The organism is Rahnella sikkimica, assembly GCF_002951615.1.
In the GTDB taxonomy this organism is placed as follows: Bacteria; Pseudomonadota; Gammaproteobacteria; order Enterobacterales; family Enterobacteriaceae; genus Rahnella; species Rahnella sikkimica.
The window spans coordinates 368,463-387,156 of the sequence record NZ_CP019062.1; the positions used below are offsets into that span (position 1 = coordinate 368,463).

The 18,694-nt window shown below is 51.0% G+C and carries 14 protein-coding genes; 7 read left to right on the forward strand and 7 right to left on the reverse strand.

The window, feature by feature from the left end; translation table 11 throughout:
- Positions 1–60: 60 nt before the first annotated feature.
- Complete coding sequence (nrdA, locus tag BV494_RS01770) at positions 61–2,343, reverse strand: class 1a ribonucleoside-diphosphate reductase subunit alpha (protein WP_104921293.1); 2,283 nt, start codon at positions 2,341–2,343, stop codon at positions 61–63.
- Positions 2,344–2,844: 501 nt separating this feature from the next.
- A complete protein-coding gene (gene ubiG, locus BV494_RS01775; protein ID WP_104921294.1) occupies positions 2,845–3,582 on the reverse strand; it encodes a bifunctional 2-polyprenyl-6-hydroxyphenol methylase/3-demethylubiquinol 3-O-methyltransferase UbiG in 738 nt (245 codons plus the stop codon).
- Between the two features lie 260 nt (positions 3,583–3,842).
- Between ubiG and gyrA the strand changes: the two genes are divergently transcribed.
- From gyrA to BV494_RS01800, 5 genes are all read left to right on the forward strand, one after another.
- Positions 3,843–6,494 (forward strand): DNA topoisomerase (ATP-hydrolyzing) subunit A, encoded by a 2,652-nt coding sequence (gene gyrA, locus BV494_RS01780; protein WP_104921295.1) that lies wholly within the window; start codon positions 3,843–3,845, stop codon positions 6,492–6,494.
- A 284-nt stretch (positions 6,495–6,778) separates the two neighbouring features.
- Positions 6,779–8,035, forward strand: coding sequence for a DUF2169 domain-containing protein (locus BV494_RS01785; RefSeq protein WP_104921296.1), 1,257 nt, complete (start codon positions 6,779–6,781; stop codon positions 8,033–8,035).
- Positions 8,036–8,071: 36 nt separating this feature from the next.
- Positions 8,072–8,404 (forward strand): hypothetical protein, encoded by a 333-nt coding sequence (locus BV494_RS01790; RefSeq protein ID WP_104921297.1) that lies wholly within the window; start codon positions 8,072–8,074, stop codon positions 8,402–8,404.
- Between the two features lie 111 nt (positions 8,405–8,515).
- Positions 8,516–9,511 carry an RHS repeat-associated core domain-containing protein gene (locus BV494_RS01795; RefSeq protein ID WP_255414954.1) on the forward strand — a complete coding sequence of 332 codons (996 nt, stop codon included), beginning with the start codon at positions 8,516–8,518 and terminating at the stop codon, positions 9,509–9,511.
- A gap of 8 nt (positions 9,512–9,519) precedes the next feature.
- Positions 9,520–9,915 (forward strand): Imm50 family immunity protein, encoded by a 396-nt coding sequence (locus BV494_RS01800; RefSeq protein ID WP_104921298.1) that lies wholly within the window; start codon positions 9,520–9,522, stop codon positions 9,913–9,915.
- A gap of 215 nt (positions 9,916–10,130) precedes the next feature.
- Here BV494_RS01800 and BV494_RS25670 read toward each other — a convergent pair whose 3' ends face one another.
- A complete protein-coding gene (locus tag BV494_RS25670) occupies positions 10,131–10,241 on the reverse strand; it encodes a SymE family type I addiction module toxin (RefSeq protein ID WP_192938124.1) in 111 nt (36 codons plus the stop codon).
- Between the two features lie 126 nt (positions 10,242–10,367).
- On the opposite strand from BV494_RS25670, the gene BV494_RS01810 reads away from it, so the two are divergent.
- Positions 10,368–10,586: a hypothetical protein gene (locus tag BV494_RS01810; RefSeq protein WP_104921299.1), complete on the forward strand. Its 219-nt coding sequence runs from the start codon at positions 10,368–10,370 to the stop codon at positions 10,584–10,586.
- 67 nt (positions 10,587–10,653) lie between these two features.
- Positions 10,654–13,524 carry a two-component system sensor histidine kinase RcsC gene (rcsC, locus tag BV494_RS01815; RefSeq protein ID WP_104921300.1) on the forward strand — a complete coding sequence of 957 codons (2,871 nt, stop codon included), beginning with the start codon at positions 10,654–10,656 and terminating at the stop codon, positions 13,522–13,524.
- A gap of 36 nt (positions 13,525–13,560) precedes the next feature.
- On the opposite strand, the gene BV494_RS01820 is transcribed toward rcsC, so the two are convergent.
- The 4 genes from BV494_RS01820 to BV494_RS01835 form a co-directional block, all read right to left on the reverse strand.
- On the reverse strand, positions 13,561–14,883 hold the full coding sequence (locus BV494_RS01820) for an IS4 family transposase (RefSeq protein ID WP_104921301.1): 1,323 nt from the start codon (positions 14,881–14,883) through the stop codon (positions 13,561–13,563).
- 142 nt (positions 14,884–15,025) lie between these two features.
- The gene (rcsB, locus tag BV494_RS01825) at positions 15,026–15,676 is read right to left on the reverse strand and encodes a response regulator transcription factor RcsB (RefSeq protein ID WP_104921302.1); all 651 of its coding nucleotides are present in this window, start codon (positions 15,674–15,676) and stop codon (positions 15,026–15,028) included.
- Positions 15,677–15,680: 4 nt separating this feature from the next.
- Positions 15,681–18,371, reverse strand: a complete 2,691-nt coding sequence (gene rcsD, locus BV494_RS01830; RefSeq protein ID WP_104921303.1) for a phosphotransferase RcsD — start codon at positions 18,369–18,371, stop codon at positions 15,681–15,683.
- A complete protein-coding gene (locus BV494_RS01835; RefSeq protein WP_104921304.1) occupies positions 18,347–18,589 on the reverse strand; it encodes a hypothetical protein in 243 nt (80 codons plus the stop codon). The genes rcsD and BV494_RS01835 overlap by 25 nt, the downstream gene beginning before the upstream one ends.
- Positions 18,590–18,694: the final 105 nt, after the last annotated feature.

The following is an 18,694-nucleotide window of genomic DNA, read 5'->3' on the forward strand; positions in this document are numbered from 1 at the left end:
TCCTCGGACAAAAGCCCCGGTTAAGGGGCTTTGTTTAAAATAATAAATCAAAACAAATGATTAGATTTTGCAGGCACCGCTTTCGCAGTCGTCAGCCACTTCCGCTTTCATGTCTTCCTGCACATCGTCAGCACCGTCGCGGGTGTTCTGATAGTACAGAGTTTTCACGCCGAATTTGTAGGCCGTCAGCAAGTCTTTCAACAACTGTTTCATCGGCACTTTACTGTTCGGGAAGCGTGACGGGTCGTAGTTGGTGTTCGACGAAATCGCCTGATCGATGAATTTCTGCATCACGCCAACCAATTGCAGGTAACCGTCGTTGTTCGGCATGTCCCACAGCAGTTCGTACTGATCTTTCAGACGCTCATACTCAGGCACAACCTGACGCAGGATGCCGTCTTTTGATGCTTTGATGCTGATGTGACCGCGCGGCGGCTCGATGCCGTTGGTGGCATTGGAGATCTGCGAAGACGTCTCGGAAGGCATCAGCGCGGACAGCGTGGAGTTACGCAGGCCGTGGGTTTTAATGCTTTCACGCAGGGAATCCCAGTCCAGATGCAGCGGTTCATTGCAAATCGCATCCAGATCTTTCTTGTACGTATCGACCGGCATGATGCCTTGCGAGTAAGTGGTTTCGTTGAACCACTGGCACGCGCCTTGTTCTTTCGCCAGTTCGTTGGAGGCTTTCAGCAGATAATACTGAATGGCTTCGAACGTCCTGTGCGTCAGGTTGTTGGCACTGCCGTCAGAATAACGCACGCCGTTTTTGGCCAGATAGTAAGCGTAGTTGATCACGCCGATACCCAGAGTACGACGGCCCATCGCACCGCGTTTTGCGGCCTTGATCGGGTAATCCTGATAATCGAGCAGGGCGTCGAGCGCACGAACGGCCAGAACCGCCAGCTCTTCCAGATCGTCCAGGCTTTCAATCGCGCCGAGGTTAAAGGCAGACAGCGTACACAGCGCAATCTCACCGTTTTCGTCGTTCACGTCGTCCAGCGGTTTGGTTGGCAGCGCGATTTCCAGACACAGGTTGGACTGGCGAACAGGCGCGATAGCCGGATCAAACGGGCTGTGGGTGTTGCAATGGTCAACGTGCTGAATGTAGATACGCCCGGTTGAAGCACGTTCCTGCATCATCAGGGAGAACAGCTCAACCGCTTTCACTTTCTGCTTACGGATGCTGGCGTCTTGCTCGTATTTTTCATACAGACGCTCGAACTCGTCCTGATCGGCGAAGAACGCATCGTACAGGCCAGGCACGTCGGACGGGCTGAACAGCGTGATATCGCCGCCTTTCACCAGACGCTGATACATCAGTTTGTTGATCTGCACGCCGTAATCCATATGGCGGACGCGGTTGCCTTCAACACCCCGATTGTTTTTCAGCACCAGCAGGCTTTCCACTTCCAGATGCCACATCGGGTAGAACAGTGTGGCTGCGCCGCCACGAACGCCGCCCTGAGAGCAGGATTTCACCGCCGTCTGGAAGTGCTTATAGAACGGGATACAACCGGTATGGAACGCTTCGCCGCCACGGATCGGGCTGCCCAGCGCACGGATGCGACCGGCGTTGATGCCGATGCCGGCACGTTGGGAAACGTATTTCACGATGGCGCTGGACGTCGCGTTAATGGAATCCAGGCTGTCGCCACATTCAATCAGAACGCAGGAACTGAACTGACGGGTTGGGGTGCGCACGCCAGACATGATTGGCGTAGGCAGAGAAATTTTGAACGTCGAAATCGCGTCGTAGAAACGTTTGATGTAGTCCAGACGGGTTTCACGCGGATAGCCGGAGAACAGACAGGCAGCGACCAGAATGTACAGAAACTGCGCACTCTCGTAGATATCGCCGGTTACACGGTTCTGCGCCAGGTATTTTCCTTCGAGCTGTTTTACCGCTGCGTAGGAGAAATTCATGTCGCGCCAGTGGTCAATATAACTGTCCATCTGCTCGAACTCTTCAGCCGTGTAGTCTTCCAGCAGATGCTTGTCGTATTTACCCATATCAACCATGCGTTTCACCTGGTCGATCAGTTTTGGTGGTTCAAACTGACCGTAGGCTTTTTTACGCAGGTGGAAGATCGCCAGACGTGCAGCCAGATATTGATAATCCGGGGCATCTTTGGAGATCAGGTCGGCAGCCGCTTTGATAATCGTTTCATGAATATCAGCGGTTTTGATCCCGTCATAGAACTGGATGTGTGAACGAAGTTCTACTTGAGAAACTGATACGTTTTGAAGACCTTCCGCTGCCCAGTCAATGACACGGTGGATTTTATCAAGATTGATGCGTTCTGTGCGGCCATCACGTTTAGTAACAAGCAGACTTTGGTTCATTCGGGGCGATACCTCAAAGGTTTATAAAGGGCTGACCGGGCCGTGAAAACACGCGCGACAGCACAAAGGCTCCCTTGTGTGCTGGTCAGGATATAAACACAATATATTGTGGGTTTGTTATTTTCTGATGACAAGATAGTGACTGAATGGCCCTTTGGCAAGTGAACAAAATCGCCAGTTTTGTGGATAAGTTGGGGAGAATTTTTTACGCCAAGGCTGAGGAGTCCGTCATTGCTGGCGCGACAAACCTGTCAATATCTCAGATACGATTTTCTTATATTTTTGCGAAAGGTGATCGACTGCCGGTTTATTAAACGTTAGAAAAAAACGCTATATTGATCTGGATAACTATTCTAAAAAAACATGTTGCCGCAGCCGGGAACACCAACGCCCTAAAAACTAAGGTTTAAGTAAAATTCAGAGCAGGGCGGTCAGCGTAAAGTCTGCGTGTTTCAGCCCGGAACGCATTTTCCGGGCTTGACGCGGGCTTGATTTTGGCAATCAGGCCGAAGCGTTATTTTCTGCCTGCGTGTGAATCATGTAATTGACGTCCACGTTCGGCCCAAGTTTGAAATGGTCGGTCAGCGGGTTGTAATGCAGGCCCATAATGTGACGTTCAAACAGAGACGTGCGGTCAATCATGTTCAGCAACTCTGACGGTTTGATGAACTTTTTGATGTCATGCGTGCCCTTCGGCACCATCTTCAGCACGTATTCCGCGCCGAAAATCGCCATCAGCCAGGCTTTGTTATTGCGGTTGATGGTGGAGAAGAACACGTGGCCACCGGGTTTCACCAGACGGGCGCAGGCCGCCACCACAGACGCCGGGTCCGGGACGTGTTCCAGCATTTCCATACAGGTGACGACGTCGTATTGCTGAGGATGGGCTTCGGCGTGCGCTTCGACCGTTTCCTGCACATAACCGACTTTCACACCGCTTTCCAGTGCGTGTAAACGCGCAACCTGCAACGGCTCGCCGCCCATGTCCAGACCGGTCACTTCCGCGCCCGCCACGGCCATGCTTTCACTCAAAATTCCGCCGCCGCAACCGACGTCGAGAACCTTCTTCCCGAACAGGCCATCGGCGCGCTCAAGAATGTAATTCAGGCGCAGGGGGTTGATACGATGAAGCGGTTTGAATTCGCCTTCCAGATCCCACCAGCGCGAGGCGACGGCCTCGAATTTAGCGATTTCTTCGTGGTCAATATTCTGTGCCTTAGCGGCCGGTGTGGTTGTCATGAGCGTGATGAACTCCTTATGTCCTGATGCGCGGATTATACATATTCCGCCTGCTTTGGTTCAGTTTTGTCGTGCGTGGTTAATGTTTGTACGAAATCACGCGGTTTGCGCAAAGGTTTGAATCATGTTGGATAATACTGCGCAAAAGGGGGCGGTAGTTTTCCACGTTTGGCTGGTTTGTGGTATAGTTTTACACCTTTGCGCTATATATGCCTACGTGGGCAGCGGCCATGAATAATCAGTAGAGGGATAGCAGCTCCATGAGCGACCTTGCCAGAGAAATCACACCGATTAACATCGAAGAAGAGCTGAAAAACTCTTATTTGGATTATGCGATGTCCGTTATTGTCGGACGTGCGTTACCCGATGTGCGCGATGGTTTGAAACCGGTGCACCGCCGCGTACTTTTCGCAATGAATGTCCTCGGTAACGACTGGAATAAAGCCTACAAAAAATCGGCCCGTGTGGTCGGTGACGTTATCGGTAAATATCACCCACACGGTGATACCGCAGTTTATGACACCATCGTTCGTATGGCTCAGCCTTTCTCACTTCGCTACATGCTGGTGGACGGGCAGGGTAACTTCGGTTCGGTGGATGGCGACTCCGCCGCCGCCATGCGTTATACCGAAATCCGCATGTCAAAAATTGCACACGAACTGCTGGCCGATTTAGAAAAAGACACGGTCGATTTTGTGCCTAACTATGACGGCACTGAGCAAATTCCTGCCGTTATGCCAACGCGTATTCCTAACCTGCTGGTCAACGGCTCGTCAGGTATCGCGGTCGGTATGGCGACCAACATTCCGCCGCATAACCTCACCGAGGTGATCAACGGCTGTCTGGCGTTCATCGAAGATGAAAACATCAGCATTGAAGGGCTGATGGAACACATTCCGGGGCCTGATTTCCCGACAGCGGCAATCATCAATGGCCGCCGTGGCATCGAAGAAGCTTACCGTACTGGCCGTGGCAAGATTTCCATCCGCGCCCGCGCTGAAGTGGAAGCGGATGCCAAAACCGGTCGCGAAACCATTATTGTTCACGAGATCCCGTATCAGGTGAACAAAGCCCGTCTGATCGAAAAGATCGCCGAGCTGGTGAAAGAAAAACGCGTCGAAGGCATCAGCGCACTGCGCGATGAATCCGATAAAGACGGTATGCGTATCGTCATTGAAATCAAACGTGACGCAGTCGGTGAAGTGGTTCTGAATAACCTCTACTCACTGACGCAGTTGCAGACCTCTTTCGGCATCAACATGGTGGCATTGCACCAGGGCCAGCCGAAAATTTTGGGTCTGAAAGAAATCCTGTCCGCGTTTGTCCGTCACCGCCGTGAAGTGGTGACGCGCCGTACCATCTTCGAACTGCGTAAAGCCCGTGACCGTGCGCATATCCTTGAAGCACTGGCGATCGCGCTGGCGAACATCGACCCTATTATCGAACTGATCCGTGCTGCACAATCTCCGGCTGAAGCGAAAGCGGGCCTGATTGCGCGTTCATGGGATCTGGGCAACGTATCTGCAATGCTGGCAAGTGCCGGTGATGACGCTGCACGTCCTGAATGGCTGGAAGCTGAGTTTGGTATTCACGACGGTAAATACTTCCTGACTGAGCAGCAGGCACAGGCGATTTTGGATCTGCGTCTGCAGAAACTGACCGGCCTTGAGCATGAAAAACTGCTGGATGAATACAAAGAGCTGCTGGTGCAAATCGCCGAGCTTTTGTACATCCTTAACAACCCTGATCGTCTGATGGAAGTCATTCGTGAAGAGCTGGAAGCGATCCGCGATCAGTATAACGATCCGCGTCGTACCGAAATTACCGCGAACTCTTCTGACATCAATATCGAAGACCTGATCAATCAGGAAGACGTTGTGGTGACATTGTCGCATCAGGGTTATGTGAAATATCAGCCTCTGACCGACTATGAAGCGCAGCGTCGCGGTGGTAAAGGCAAGTCAGCCGCCCGTATTAAAGAAGAAGATTTTATCGACCGTCTGCTGGTGGCCAACACCCACGACACCATTCTGATGTTCTCAAGTCGCGGACGTCTGTACTGGATGAAAGTTTATCAGTTGCCGGAAGCCAGCCGCGGTGCCCGTGGTCGTCCGATCGTCAACTTGTTGCCGCTTGAGCCAAACGAACGTATTACCGCCATTCTGCCAGTACGCGAGTACGAAGAAGGCCGTCATGTGTTCATGGCAACTGCCAGCGGTACGGTGAAGAAAACCGCCCTGACCGATTTCAGCCGTCCGCGCAGCGCCGGCATCATCGCCATCAACCTTAACGAGGGTGATGAGCTGATTGGTGTTGACCTGACCGACGGTAAAGATGAAGTCATGCTGTTCTCTGCAGCCGGTAAAGTGGTGCGCTTCTCCGAAGAAGCCGTCCGCTCGATGGGCCGTACGGCGACCGGTGTTCGCGGTATCCGTCTGGGCGAAGGCGACAGCGTTGTCTCCCTGATTATCCCACGCGGCGACGGTTGTATTCTGACTGTGACGCAAAATGGTTTCGGTAAACGTACCGAGTCAACCGAATACCCGACCAAATCCCGCGCAACGCAGGGCGTTATCTCCATCAAAGTGAGTGAGCGTAACGGACCGGTTGTTGGCGCGATTCAGGTAGATGAAGCCGATCAGATCATGATGATCACCGACGCCGGTACGCTGGTGCGTACCCGTGTTTCCGAAGTCAGTACCGTAGGCCGTAACACCCAGGGTGTTACGCTTATCCGTACGGCAGAAGAAGAACACGTGGTCGGCCTGCAACGTGTTGCAGAACCGGTAGAAGACGAAGAACTGGATGGCGTAGCCACCGAAGCGGGCGAACTGGAAGCGGCACAAGCAGCCGATCTGCCAGACGAAGCAGAAAGTGAAGACGATCAGCCAGCAGATGACGAAGAAGAATAAGTTTTCGTAGTCGGATGAATGAAGGGCATAACTTTGGTTATGCCCTTTTTTTATTTAATTTTTTATGAATATTAATGCCTATTCACTGAGGTAATAATAAGAAGTCAAACTATATGCCTTGCTTTTGTCATGATGTTATTATTTTCATAATTAACACCGTTATTTTAAAAATACGATAATTAACCTCGTGAAAAATATTTATTCCTTTTATTCTTATCCTTGTTAAGTCTGAGGTCAGTTGCGTCTTATTTAAAACAAGATGAAAATTAAAGGATGTATTTAAAATGGAATTCCGAAATCTGACGCCCTTTGCGGCGATGCAGTTCAAAATGCTCGATCTTGAAGATAATGAAAATTATGTGGTGGTAATGAAGGTGGGTTACCGGCTGGAGCCTGACGCCAGCGGAGGTTTCCGCGTCCGGGTCAGGGATGATGATGCCGCAGTGCTCAGCATTCAGGATGAATATCTGGGTAATATGAATATCTCTTCGGTTATACAGGAAAGTGATCTGGCTCCTTTCAAACCCGCCTGCGATATCATTATTTCCGGAAGTGCCTGTGCAGATAACGGCTCTCCGGTATTAAAGCAGACTGTCAGCGTAAAGATTAATAATGCATCCGGGCATTCTATTTTAGAAAAGAAATTAACCGTTAATGGAAAACGGGATTTCTTAAAAAATAAAATCACAAAACAATGGTCACTGACAGAACCCGAACCGTTTATCCGCCAGCCTGTTATTTGGGAAGCGGCATTTGGCGGTGAGTGCCGGATAAATGAGTCAGATAGCGGGGCTGATTCTGTCCCAAAGGCCGATCGTCTGACCGATATCCAGAAAGCCAGCCATCCCGATTCAGAAAACTTACCGCTCGCGCACAGCGTTTGTGAGAACAACCCGGTCGGTAAAGGATTTATCACGCCCTGGTACGCACGCGCTACCTGTATCGATGGCGAAGGTGGCCGCACGGTTTGCGAATACAACGTTTTCGGGCTGGTGACGAAGGAAACGGATCCGCTGGGCCGCATCACGCTGACGCGCTGGGATCGCGGCAACAAAGTGTCACACACCGATCCCCTCGGGCGGGAAACCCGCTACGATCCGCTGACCCGGCTGAATCAGGTCACGAATGCCCGTGGCGAAACCTATCACTACGCGCGTGATGCTGCCGGACAGGTGATCAGTGAAACTGATTTTACCGGCCGCGTGACGCAGTACGGCTACGACGCCGCCGGAAGGCGGATCCTGGCGCGGCATGCCGACCAGCGTGAAGTGCGCTGGCACTGGTCGGTTCGTGATGAATTGCTGCGCGAGGAGGTCTGGCGGGAAGACGCGACGCAGTCCACGCTGCTCGCGACCACGGCCTATGAATACGATGCTCAGGGGAGGATGACGCAGGCACACAGCGACGACGCGCTAGTGGAATTTGAATACGACGCCAGCGGCCATCTTGTGTGCGAACGTATCAATGGCCGCGACGTAGTTCACGGGTGGGATGGGCTTACGCGCCGGGCGATATCACGCCAAAACGGTGCGCAGTCGTAGTCGTTTGACTACGACTGCAGCGGCAGGCTGGAACAGATGCGGGCAGATGATTTCACTCCGCTGAAAATGGAATACGACAGGCTCGGGCGTGAAACCCGGCGGTACAGCGCCGCCGGGTTTGCGCAAGCGCAAGGTTTTTCACCGACGGGGATGCTGCTGGAGCAAACCGCAGGACGCGAGCCGGCAGTGAACCGCCGCTGGGCGTACGACGGCGCGTACAACGTGCGGCGCATCGACGACGCCCGCTGGGGAGCGTCTCATTATCACTACAACAGCAACGACCAGATAATCCACGCGGAACAAACCGGTGAACAACCGCGGCTGGAGCTGTTCAGTTACGACGACAACCTGAACATCACCGGCACCTGATGGCGTACAGGGGGCAACGACGGCATCCCTGAACGGATAAATCAGGTACAGCACGCCGGGCGGGTAGTACGGCGAGGGAACGGTGAATACCGCTACGATACCGCCGGACAGCTGGAGGAAAGGCGAACCGAAATACCCGGTTTTCGCCCGCAGGTGTGGCGCTACCGGTGGAATGCGCAAAACCGGTTGTGCGGACTCATCACTCCCGATGGCGAACGCTGGCAGTACGCCTACGATGCTTTCGGACGACGCATCAGCAAACGTCGTGAAGGTGGCAACGGCAACAAACCCGCAGGGTACGATTATTTATGGAGCGGCGACCAGCTTATCGAAGAAACGCCGGTTTACGCCGATGGCACCCCTGCCGGTGAAGAAAGCATTCACTGGCTGTATGAACCGGGGGCATTAACGCCACTAGCGCGCAGTGAAAAAGGTCAGCTGCATTATGTCGTCAGCGACCACCTGGGCACGCCCCGCGAGCTGTTGACCGAAAAAGGCGATGTTGCATGGGCAAACCGGTTAAGCACGTGGGGTAAAGAAACCCGCTACCGTCTGGCCGCCAATGATGACCGCCCGACGTGTAACCTGCGGTTTGCCGGGCAATACGCCGATGAAGAATCCGGGTTGCATTACAACCGGCACCGTTACTATGATAGTGAAACGGGGCAATATCTCAGTCCTGACCCGATAGGATTAGCGGGCGGGTTGAACCCTTACGGGTATGTGCATAATCCGCTGAGTTGGGTGGATCCGCTGGGGTTGGCTTGTTGCCCGCCTAAATTTTATTCAAGGAATGAGGCATTTAGGGCAGCTAAAAGGGATGCGGGAGTACCGATGGGGCAACAGCCGTCAAAGGTTGACATGGTTAATTTAACAGATCGTAATGGGCACAATATACTTGGTGAAGATTATAAACCAATTAAAACCAGAGAATATACATTCACGCGACCAGGGAAAGAAGATATTATTATTCAGGATCACTCCCCTGGACATATTTATGGTCCAGATGGTACACCTGGGAATCAAGGCTCTCATATAAATGTAAGGCCGAAAAGTGACACTAGAAATGGTCAGATAGATGGTACGCTTGAACACTACCCATTTTAGGAGAAACCATGAAACCATGGACAGATTATCTTGTTAACTCGAAATACATTGATTCTATTTATCACAAAGATAAACCGAGTTTACATAATGTAGATATTCATGAGGTTATTTTTCATAGAGATGGCCCAAAGATTTCTATTCGAATGAATTTGAATGAATTTCCAGTCAGCCCGCCTCCTAAGTGGGTCGAACAAAAATTCAATACAGTTCAGATTATATTGACCTTTGTCGATATCTACGATGTAAGCATGTCAGGATGGGTTGATACTAACTATATTGCGAACCTTACCATTGAAAAATCAAATGAAAAGGTATGTTTGAATGTGAGAAGCGCTAATCTTAATTTAGGAATAAAAGCAAGTTTTATAGATATTGAATCTATAACTGCTTATATGCGAAAATAATATAACAACCGGAAAGATCACCAGATTTTTCCGGATTTTTTCACCTGATTAGTCATTCCGCACAGAAGGCTATTAATATGCAAGTTAACCTGCTTAACATCCCGCAGTTGCTGACGAAGTAACGCCTGCTCATGCTTCAGGCCGTCCACTTCCTCGCTGTACCGAATAAGCACAATACAGCCGTCTGATATTTTCACGGTAAGATGTGCGCCCGTCTAAAATCCCGCCTCGCGTAACCATTTACCTATAAGATGAATATTCGGCGTACTGGTATCGCCCCTGTTCGGAATATAACCGACGATATGCCAGCGCTGCGCTTTGGAAATTCTCTATGTTGACTTTAGCCCCAAGTTGCCAATGACGACGTCCGCTGGGGTGCGTCCCATTATCACTACAACAGCAACGACCAGATAATCCACGCGGAACAAACCGGTGAACAGCCGCGGCTGGAGATGTTCAGTTACGACGACAACCTGAACATCACCGGCACCGGATGGCGTACAGGGGGCAACGACGGTATCCCGGCTTATGAAGAAAGCATTCACTGGCTGTATGAACCGGGGGCATTAACGCCTCTCGCACGCAGTGAAAAAGGTCAGCTGCATTATGTGGTCAGCGATCACCTGGCTCGCATTCCGTTTACACCAGCCTATTTCCCCAACGCTTTTTAGAAAGCCGATCAATAGTGTATTCTGATCTACATTCTGCTCACCGAGCCGCTACACCAATGGTTAATCCTTGAAATATCTTGCTTCGTTTCGCACAACGCTGAGAATCTCCCGTTACCTTTTCCGGGTGCTGGCGCTTATGTTGTGGACACTGGGTGTGTTGCTGACCACCTTCTATGTGCTGAATATCTTCCACAACAAAGAATCCGAGATCCGCGATGAGGATAACCTCAACTACGATCTGGCGCAGAGCTACGTCAAAAATTCCAATGACGTCATGCACAGCATAAAGTTTATGGCCGAAAAACGGCTCAGCGATTCCATGAACGGGCTGGATATCATCAATGGGATGATTAGCACCAAAAATACGCCACCAACCTATCTTTCGCTGTTTCCAGAGTCCGACTGTACCCAGATAAATGACAGTTACCGCAATTCGCTGGCCTCGCTCGGCAACATGATCCATTACTGGAAAGATAACTTTTCGGATTCATACGATCTGAACCGCGTGTTCTTTATCAGTGGCGAGAATCTGTGTCTGGTCGATTTTGGGATTAGCAGCGAACCGATGGAGCGTGAAAGTCAGGAACAGCTGAAATCGCTGCACGAAAAAATTCTGCAATACCGCAACGGCAAGAATCAGGACAAAGCTAACAGCCTGTACTGGGTGTCGCAGTCCGCCAATAAAGATTCCGGCTATCTGTATGTATTAACGCCCATTTATGTCGGTAACAAACTCGAAGCGCTGATGGGGATCCAGCAAAATCTGCGTCTGGAAGATCTGCTTAACCCGAACGCACAACACACCGGCGTGACGCTGCTGGATGAAGACGATCAGCCGCTGCTGAGCATTTCTGAAGATGACGGAAACACGGCGACGTTGGGGAATTATCCGCAGGAAAGCTCGTATTTTGGCTACACGAATGGCTATAAAGACCTTATCTATAAAAAGCCGCTGGCACCTTCCACGCTGAGCGTGGTGTATTCCATGCCGTTCAATACGCTACTCGAACGGTTCAAGATACTGATTTTCAACGCCGTATTGCTGAACATTTTCTCCGGTCTGCTGCTGTTTATTCTGGCCTGGGTGTTTGAGCGCAAGATGTTTTTACCGGCGGAAGAGAATGCTTTCCGGCTGGAAGAACATGAGCAGTTTAACCATAAAATTGTCGCCTCCGCGCCGGTGGGGATTTCGATTTTGCGTATCAGCGATGGCGTGAATATTCTCAGCAACGAACTGGCGCATAACTATATCAGTATGCTGACGCAGGAAGATCGCCAGCGTATTACGCGGATCATCTGCGACCAGCAGGTCAATTTCGTCGATGTAATTACCAAGAATAACAACAATATCCAGCTAAGTTTTGTTCATTCGCGCTACCGTAATGAAGACGTGGCGATCTGCGTTCTGATTGATGTCAGCTCGCGGGTGAAAATGGAGGAATCGCTTCAGGAAATGGCCAATGCAGCGGAACAGGCCAGCCAGTCGAAATCCATGTTCCTCGCGACGGTCAGCCATGAATTGCGAACGCCGCTCTACGGGATTATCGGTAACCTGGATTTACTGCAAACGCAGGGTTTGCCGCAGGGCGTTGATCGTCTGGTGACGGCGATGAATAACTCCTCCGCGCTTTTGCTGAAAATCATCAGCGATATTCTCGACTTCTCGAAGATTGAATCCGAGCAGTTGAAAATCGAACCACAGGAATTCTCGTGCCGCGAAGTGATCACCCACATTGCAGGTAACTATCTGCCGCTGGTGGTGAAGAAACGCCTCGGCCTTTACTGCTTTATTGAACACAACGTGCCGCTGTCGTTTAACGGCGATCCGGTGCGTTTACAGCAGGTTATTTCCAACATCCTGAATAATGCGATCAAATTCACCGACACCGGTTGCATCGTTCTGAATGTCAGAACGTGCGGCAATTATCTGGAATTCCAGGTGCGCGATACCGGCGTGGGCATTCCGGAGCGGGAAATCACGCGGCTGTTTGACCCGTTCTTCCAGGTCGGAACCGGCGTGCAGCGTCACTTCCAGGGCACCGGGCTGGGGCTGGCGATTTGTGAAAAGCTGATCAACCTGATGGATGGCGATATTGACGTCGAATCCGAACCGGGGCTGGGCAGTTCATTTACCGTGCGTATTCCGCTGTATAACGCCACGTTCCCGTCCGAAGAGCCGCTGGATAACTGGCAGGACAAAACGGTCTGGCTGGATGTGCGAAACGCCTATCTCGAAAGCTACCTGATGCAACTCCTGCGCTACCACGGCGCAAATATCCAGCGCTGTGAGGCGGGATTGCAAAGCCAGCATGACGATGTGCTGATCACGGACACGCCGCTTATCCACAACGGTGAACTGGCGGCGCAAATTGAGTTTTCTATCGCGCACATTGGGCCGCCGGTTGAGACGCGTCCGGGATACTGGGTTCACAGCACCTCGACGCCGCTGGAAATCACTGCGCTGCTAAACCGGATTTATCAATTGGAATCGTCAGCGGAAGAGGGCGGCCTGCCTGCACCCGAAGTGGCAGTGGTGCAGGATTACAGCGATATCACCTTGCTGGTGGTGGATGACCATCCGATCAACCGGCGTCTGCTGGCCGATCAGCTGGGCACGATGGGATACATTGTGGTCACCGCCAATGACGGGATGGACGCGCTGGATGCCATGCGTTCCCACGACATTGATATTGTGCTCAGTGATGTGAACATGCCGCGGCTGGATGGTTATGGCCTGACGCAAAAACTGCGCGAACTGGGTCATACGCTGCCGGTGATTGGTGTGACCGCCAACGCACTGGCGGAACAGCGTCAGCGTTGTCTGGAAGCGGGAATGGATAACTGTCTGTCGAAACCGGTTACGCTGGATACGTTGCGCGGCACGCTGAGTTACTACAGCGCGCTGGTCCGTAAGAAACGTGAAAGCGAGCAGGCGTAGAAAAGCAAAAGGTACCCGGAGGTTAATGCCGCTCGCTTAAGAACGAGCGGCTTTCTTTTTAGTTGGATACTTTGCAGGGCGAGCCAGTACTTCTCTTGGATAAGCTGGCCTTTTGCGTTTTTCAGGTAAGATTAATCGCTTACCTGACTCTCGTAAGTCTCTTAGTTTTCTAGGTATTGTTCCCGGCGTTCGCCCTGAACACCACAAAAATTCCTCTTGTATCAGCCGCAATGCATTTATGAAGCTTATGCGCAAAGGGTGGACATTGAAGTCATCAGCCATTCGCCTCATTTCCAATCGAACGAGATTGTAACTAATTAATATTCCCCAAATTTCCTGGTAGATCCCCGCCGGTTTTTGGCTTCTTAAGATATTTGTATTTCCCAACTGACTGCATTTTAGCTCGCTGTAACCTTGTTCTATTTCCCATCTTTCCCAGTACACTTGAATGATGTCTTCGAAAGGATATTTTTCAGGGTCTTTCATTGATGTAATGAATTCTTTTATCTCTCCAGAAGGTTTTATTATCAATGCCTTACGAGCCAACCATGTGTGGGGAAGATGCGGGAACTGTTTTCTGGCCTGCGGAGAAACCGGCATTTCAATAAGCTGATCGTATTCAGAATACTGCTCGATAACTTTGTGCCTCATTTTACTTTTCACCGGTGTTAGCCAGTGTGTATTCGCTCCTGCGCCTTCCCAGGAAAGTAAAAGTTCTGCGGAAAAGTAAGCCCGGTCAAAGAGGGTCAGTGAGTTTTCCTGAACGGAGCTAACCAACTGTTGTGCATAATATATTTCGCTGTTCTTTACCGGCCCAAATGCAACATCAGTGATCAAATGACTGCGCGCAGACATAAGCGCAACGAGTAAAACCGAAGGGAATGAGTTACTACCGGAAGCAAAACCAAAGGATTTATTCTCAGGAGTATCCGGGGCTCTGAATTGGGTTCCGTCGACGCTGAATACTTTGAGGCCACATACAAATTTTTCCGTATCTTCTTTGTCCCACTGCTCAGAGGTGGAATAGAAAAGATGTCGAAGGGGCTCGAACCCCAGGCGCTGCCTGGCTTTGACCAGACTACTCGTTGCCATGGGCGAGAAATTACCGTGGCTGTCAGGAAAGGCTAAATCGAGTTTATCGCAGACATCAGAAATAGAACGGTTACGCATCAAAGCAATTCCAAGGACAAGCCAGACGACCTGTTCAGCGGGAAATCTTCGTCTGCGAACAGTCGCTCTGCCGGTTTGACTGAGAGCTTGTTCAATCCATTCGAGAGGAATATTTTTTTGAAAAGAATCAATAGATTCAGGGTAGTTAAATGCGGCGGCAACCTGAAGTTGTTCGGAAAGTAGGCTCATAAGGTGTCTGGCTCAAACGATGTTTGAGCCAGATTGTCGCCTAACTGCAGGATCGTTCAAGTTCTCTTAAACGATCAGCATTAACCCGGAGGTGCCTTTTTCATGTCTTAACGTTGAACAACAAGACTAACCCGTTGAAACGTTAGTCTCTGTCTACCGGCTGCGAGCTGACGGAGGACAGATAGTTAAGCAGGGCGATGTCATTTTCCACACCCAGTTTCAGCATCGCAGATTTCTTCTGGCTGCTGATGGTTTTGATGCTGCGGTTCAGCTTTTTCGCAATCTCAGTCACCAGGAAACCTTCTGCAAACAGACGCAGAACTTCGCTTTCCTTTGGAGACAGACGCTTGTCGCCGTAACCGTTCGCGCTGATTTTTTCCAGCAGTTTGGCAACGCTGTCAGGCGTGAACTTCTTGCCTTTCTGCAACGCGGCCAGCGCTTTCGGTAAATCGGTTGGCGCGCCTTGTTTCAGGACAATCCCTTCAATATCCAGATCCAAAACAGAGCTCAGGATCGCCGGGTTATTGTTCATGGTCAGAACAATAATGGACAGCTGCGGATAGTGGCGTTTGATGTACTTGATCAGCGTAATGCCATCGCCGAATTTGTCGCCAGGCATGGAAAGGTCGGTAATCAGAACATGGGCGTCAAGTTTGCTTAAGCTGTTAACCAGTGCTGTCGAGTCTTCGAACTCACCGACAACGTTCACCCATTCAATTTGTTCAAGGGACTTACGAATACCAAACAGGACGATAGGATGGTCATCAGCAATAATTACGTTCATATTATTCATGTGATTAGCTACCTTGCTGGAGCAGTCTGGAGACAAAAGAATCAATGTGATTGATGGTTTCAGTAATCTGTAATGCATCGCCGTCTGCGATGTATTGTTCTAACGCTTCGCACATTTGCTTGCCGGGAGTCAGGTTCAGCATAGCGAATACCCCCTTGAGGCGATGTGCTGTTTGTGACAGTGATGTGAAATCACGACGTTGGTTTTCATTATACAGTTTCTCAAGATCTTCCGGTACTGTCTCGACAAAAAGCTGATAGTAATCGCTTGATTTTAACTGCTTTTCGTAATGGTCGGGAGAGTCTTCTCCGGGTTCTTCGGGTGAAACACTGTCATCAGAAACAGAAAATTGCTGTTCGATTAACAGTAAGGTTGCGTCGATCAGCGCACTGCTGATGTTGTAATTGACGCGGATATAATGCTTTTCAAGCGGCTGGAAACCGGCTTCATCGTCGGTCAGCAGCAGCGTATATTTGTCGCTGTTTTGCGCATTATCGGTCAGCAGAACATCGTACTCTCGCGCCACCTGGCGCTCATCGGCCACGATGCACACTGCGCCATACGCATTCATGGTCCGGGTGACAATGCCACGCACTTCTTCAGACGTGATGTCGAGTAAAACGGTGACATCATTGAGCAACTTCTCGTGTTCAGCTTCCACTTCCTGCGCTTGCGGGCGTTGCTTCACGCGGACGGTATAGCGGGTACCGATATTCAGCTTGCTGCGGATTTCGAGCTGACCGCCGAGCTTCTTGCACAGCTGATTGCACAGGAAGAACGTCAGTCCGGACCCGTGATTAAAGCGATCGACTAACGTCTGGCTGAGGAAAGGATAATTCAGATTGCTCAATTCTTCCTTCGAAATTCCGCTGCCGGTGTCGTTAATGTGGAATAGCAGTTGATCCGGGCGATCTTCGTCCTGTTCGCTGGTCAGCGTGATTTTACCCAGCGACGTCGTAACGATGGCGTAATCAAGCAGCAGCGACAGAATTTTCTTCACCGCCTGCATGTCGCCCACGAAGGTGGCTTCCGGCGCAATCTGGAAATGATTGAGCAAACCAAGCCCTTTCTGGCTCAGGCGTGGCAGGGCGTCGAGCAACAGTTCATCGACCATTGCCGACAAAACATAGCTGTCGCTGGAAGGCTGCCAGTCCTGCGTTTCCAGACGCGTCAGCAGGGTAATATTATCCACCAGCGTCAGCGCGTTACGCGATTCAATCAGCAGTTTGGCTTCCAGCGTCTGGCGCGCTTCCGGCTGCGGTTCTTCAGTCAGCGCCAGCGCCAGTCCGTTCAGCTCCTGAAGCGGCTGATTCAGCTCAATGCCCAGATTATGCAGCATCAGTTTACGTGCCTGCAGATTCTTTTCGAACTCGCGTTTGGCCTGTTGCAGCGTCCGGTTCACCATCACTTCTTTATCCTGATCATGCAGCATAAACAAGTAAGTTTCCGGCGAGATCTGGCTGCGGATCATGCGTATTTCATACACTTCATTATTGACGGTAGCCTGAATGGTGCCGTGATGCTGCTCGGCCATATTGGCAATTTTATTCAGGCTCAGATGCGGCAACAGCTGATCGGCAATCTTGTTGCTCAGGATCACGCTGTGGTTGCTGAAATTATAGACCAGTAAACCGAGCGGCAGGCCGGAGATAATTTCCTGATTCAGCGCCTGCTGCATCTGCAACTGCGCCGCCATATTTTCGCTCGGGCGGATGTACAGATGGCGGATGAAATAGATGCTGGTCATCGCCAGCCCCATCAGGAAGACATTGATGAGGATCAGCCAGAAGTTATTGCGCGAGAGATCGACCACCAGACTCACCAGCGGCACATGGTAGGTCAGCGACAACGGAGAATTATTCAATGGCACGGTGAAGATCAGCGACCAGCCTTGCAGCGTAATGGTACTCGCCGCACCGTCTTCGCTCTGATCACCCTCGTTGACGTCGGTGGTATTGCCGTTGAGCTGGAAATTGTCCCGGGCCATGCTCACCGGGATCAGATCGCCCATCGGCAAATCGAAGGCAATCACCGTCGCCAGATGGCCCGGGTTATTGAACGTTGTGCGCAGTGAGAATGAATAATCATTACTCTGACGTAATTTGCGCAGCGGAGAATAACTTTCCCGTTCGTCCAGCGTATTGGCCTGCTGAAGCATTTCAGCGCGACGCGATTGCAGCGTGCTGGTGAAATAGTTTTCTTTGAGGCGCGAATCCTGCTGCTGAAGCGGCACGGTGGTGATCAGCATCATGCTGTTGTCCTGACCGTTCAGGTAGTACAGCGAATAAGGCAGGGTGGTTGAACCCCACTGGTCGTCAAGAAATGCCGACACTTTGAGGGTGAGATCCAGCGTTGAGCTGTCGTGTGTCCCGAAGATCAGCGCATCGGTTTTCTTGTGGGGTTTGGAGACGAAGAACATATCCTGGCGCAGGCGGATTTCCTGCGCATTCACCGCATCGGGCGTCAGCGGCTGACCGGTGAAATTGTCGTAAATCTGGTAGGTCATGTAACGGTATTTATCGATACGCTTTTGCAACAGATCGGCAAGGGTCTGCGTGGTGTGCAGTTTGTCGTTCATGTACGCGTTGGTGTAATTGTAACCGTAAAGACCCAGCCCTATCACCAGCAGCAGAATGAACAACCAGAAGAATCGCGTGATGTTGGTTGATGTCAGCGATAAATATTTACCAGCCATGATGATGAGTCTTTTCCTTCATTCTTGTTATCACTCTTATATCGGAGCACGGCTTTGGCACAGGCCGTGACACATAACATCATAGCGGTCATCAGGCCCGGTGCGACGGATAAAGTGTTCAGTTGCGCGATAAAACGCCTCAAGTCAGGCGCGCGACCCGCCAAAATACCTGCATAACTCAACGTTGTCACGGAGGCGATGACCAGGCTGGCAGGCATCGCCGTCGGGTTTCCGGGGGAATATACAGACGTACTCACCGGGCATTTTATCAGAAAGCATAAGCCACAGTGATTGCGCATAGTCTGAATTATTTACCGGTGTAA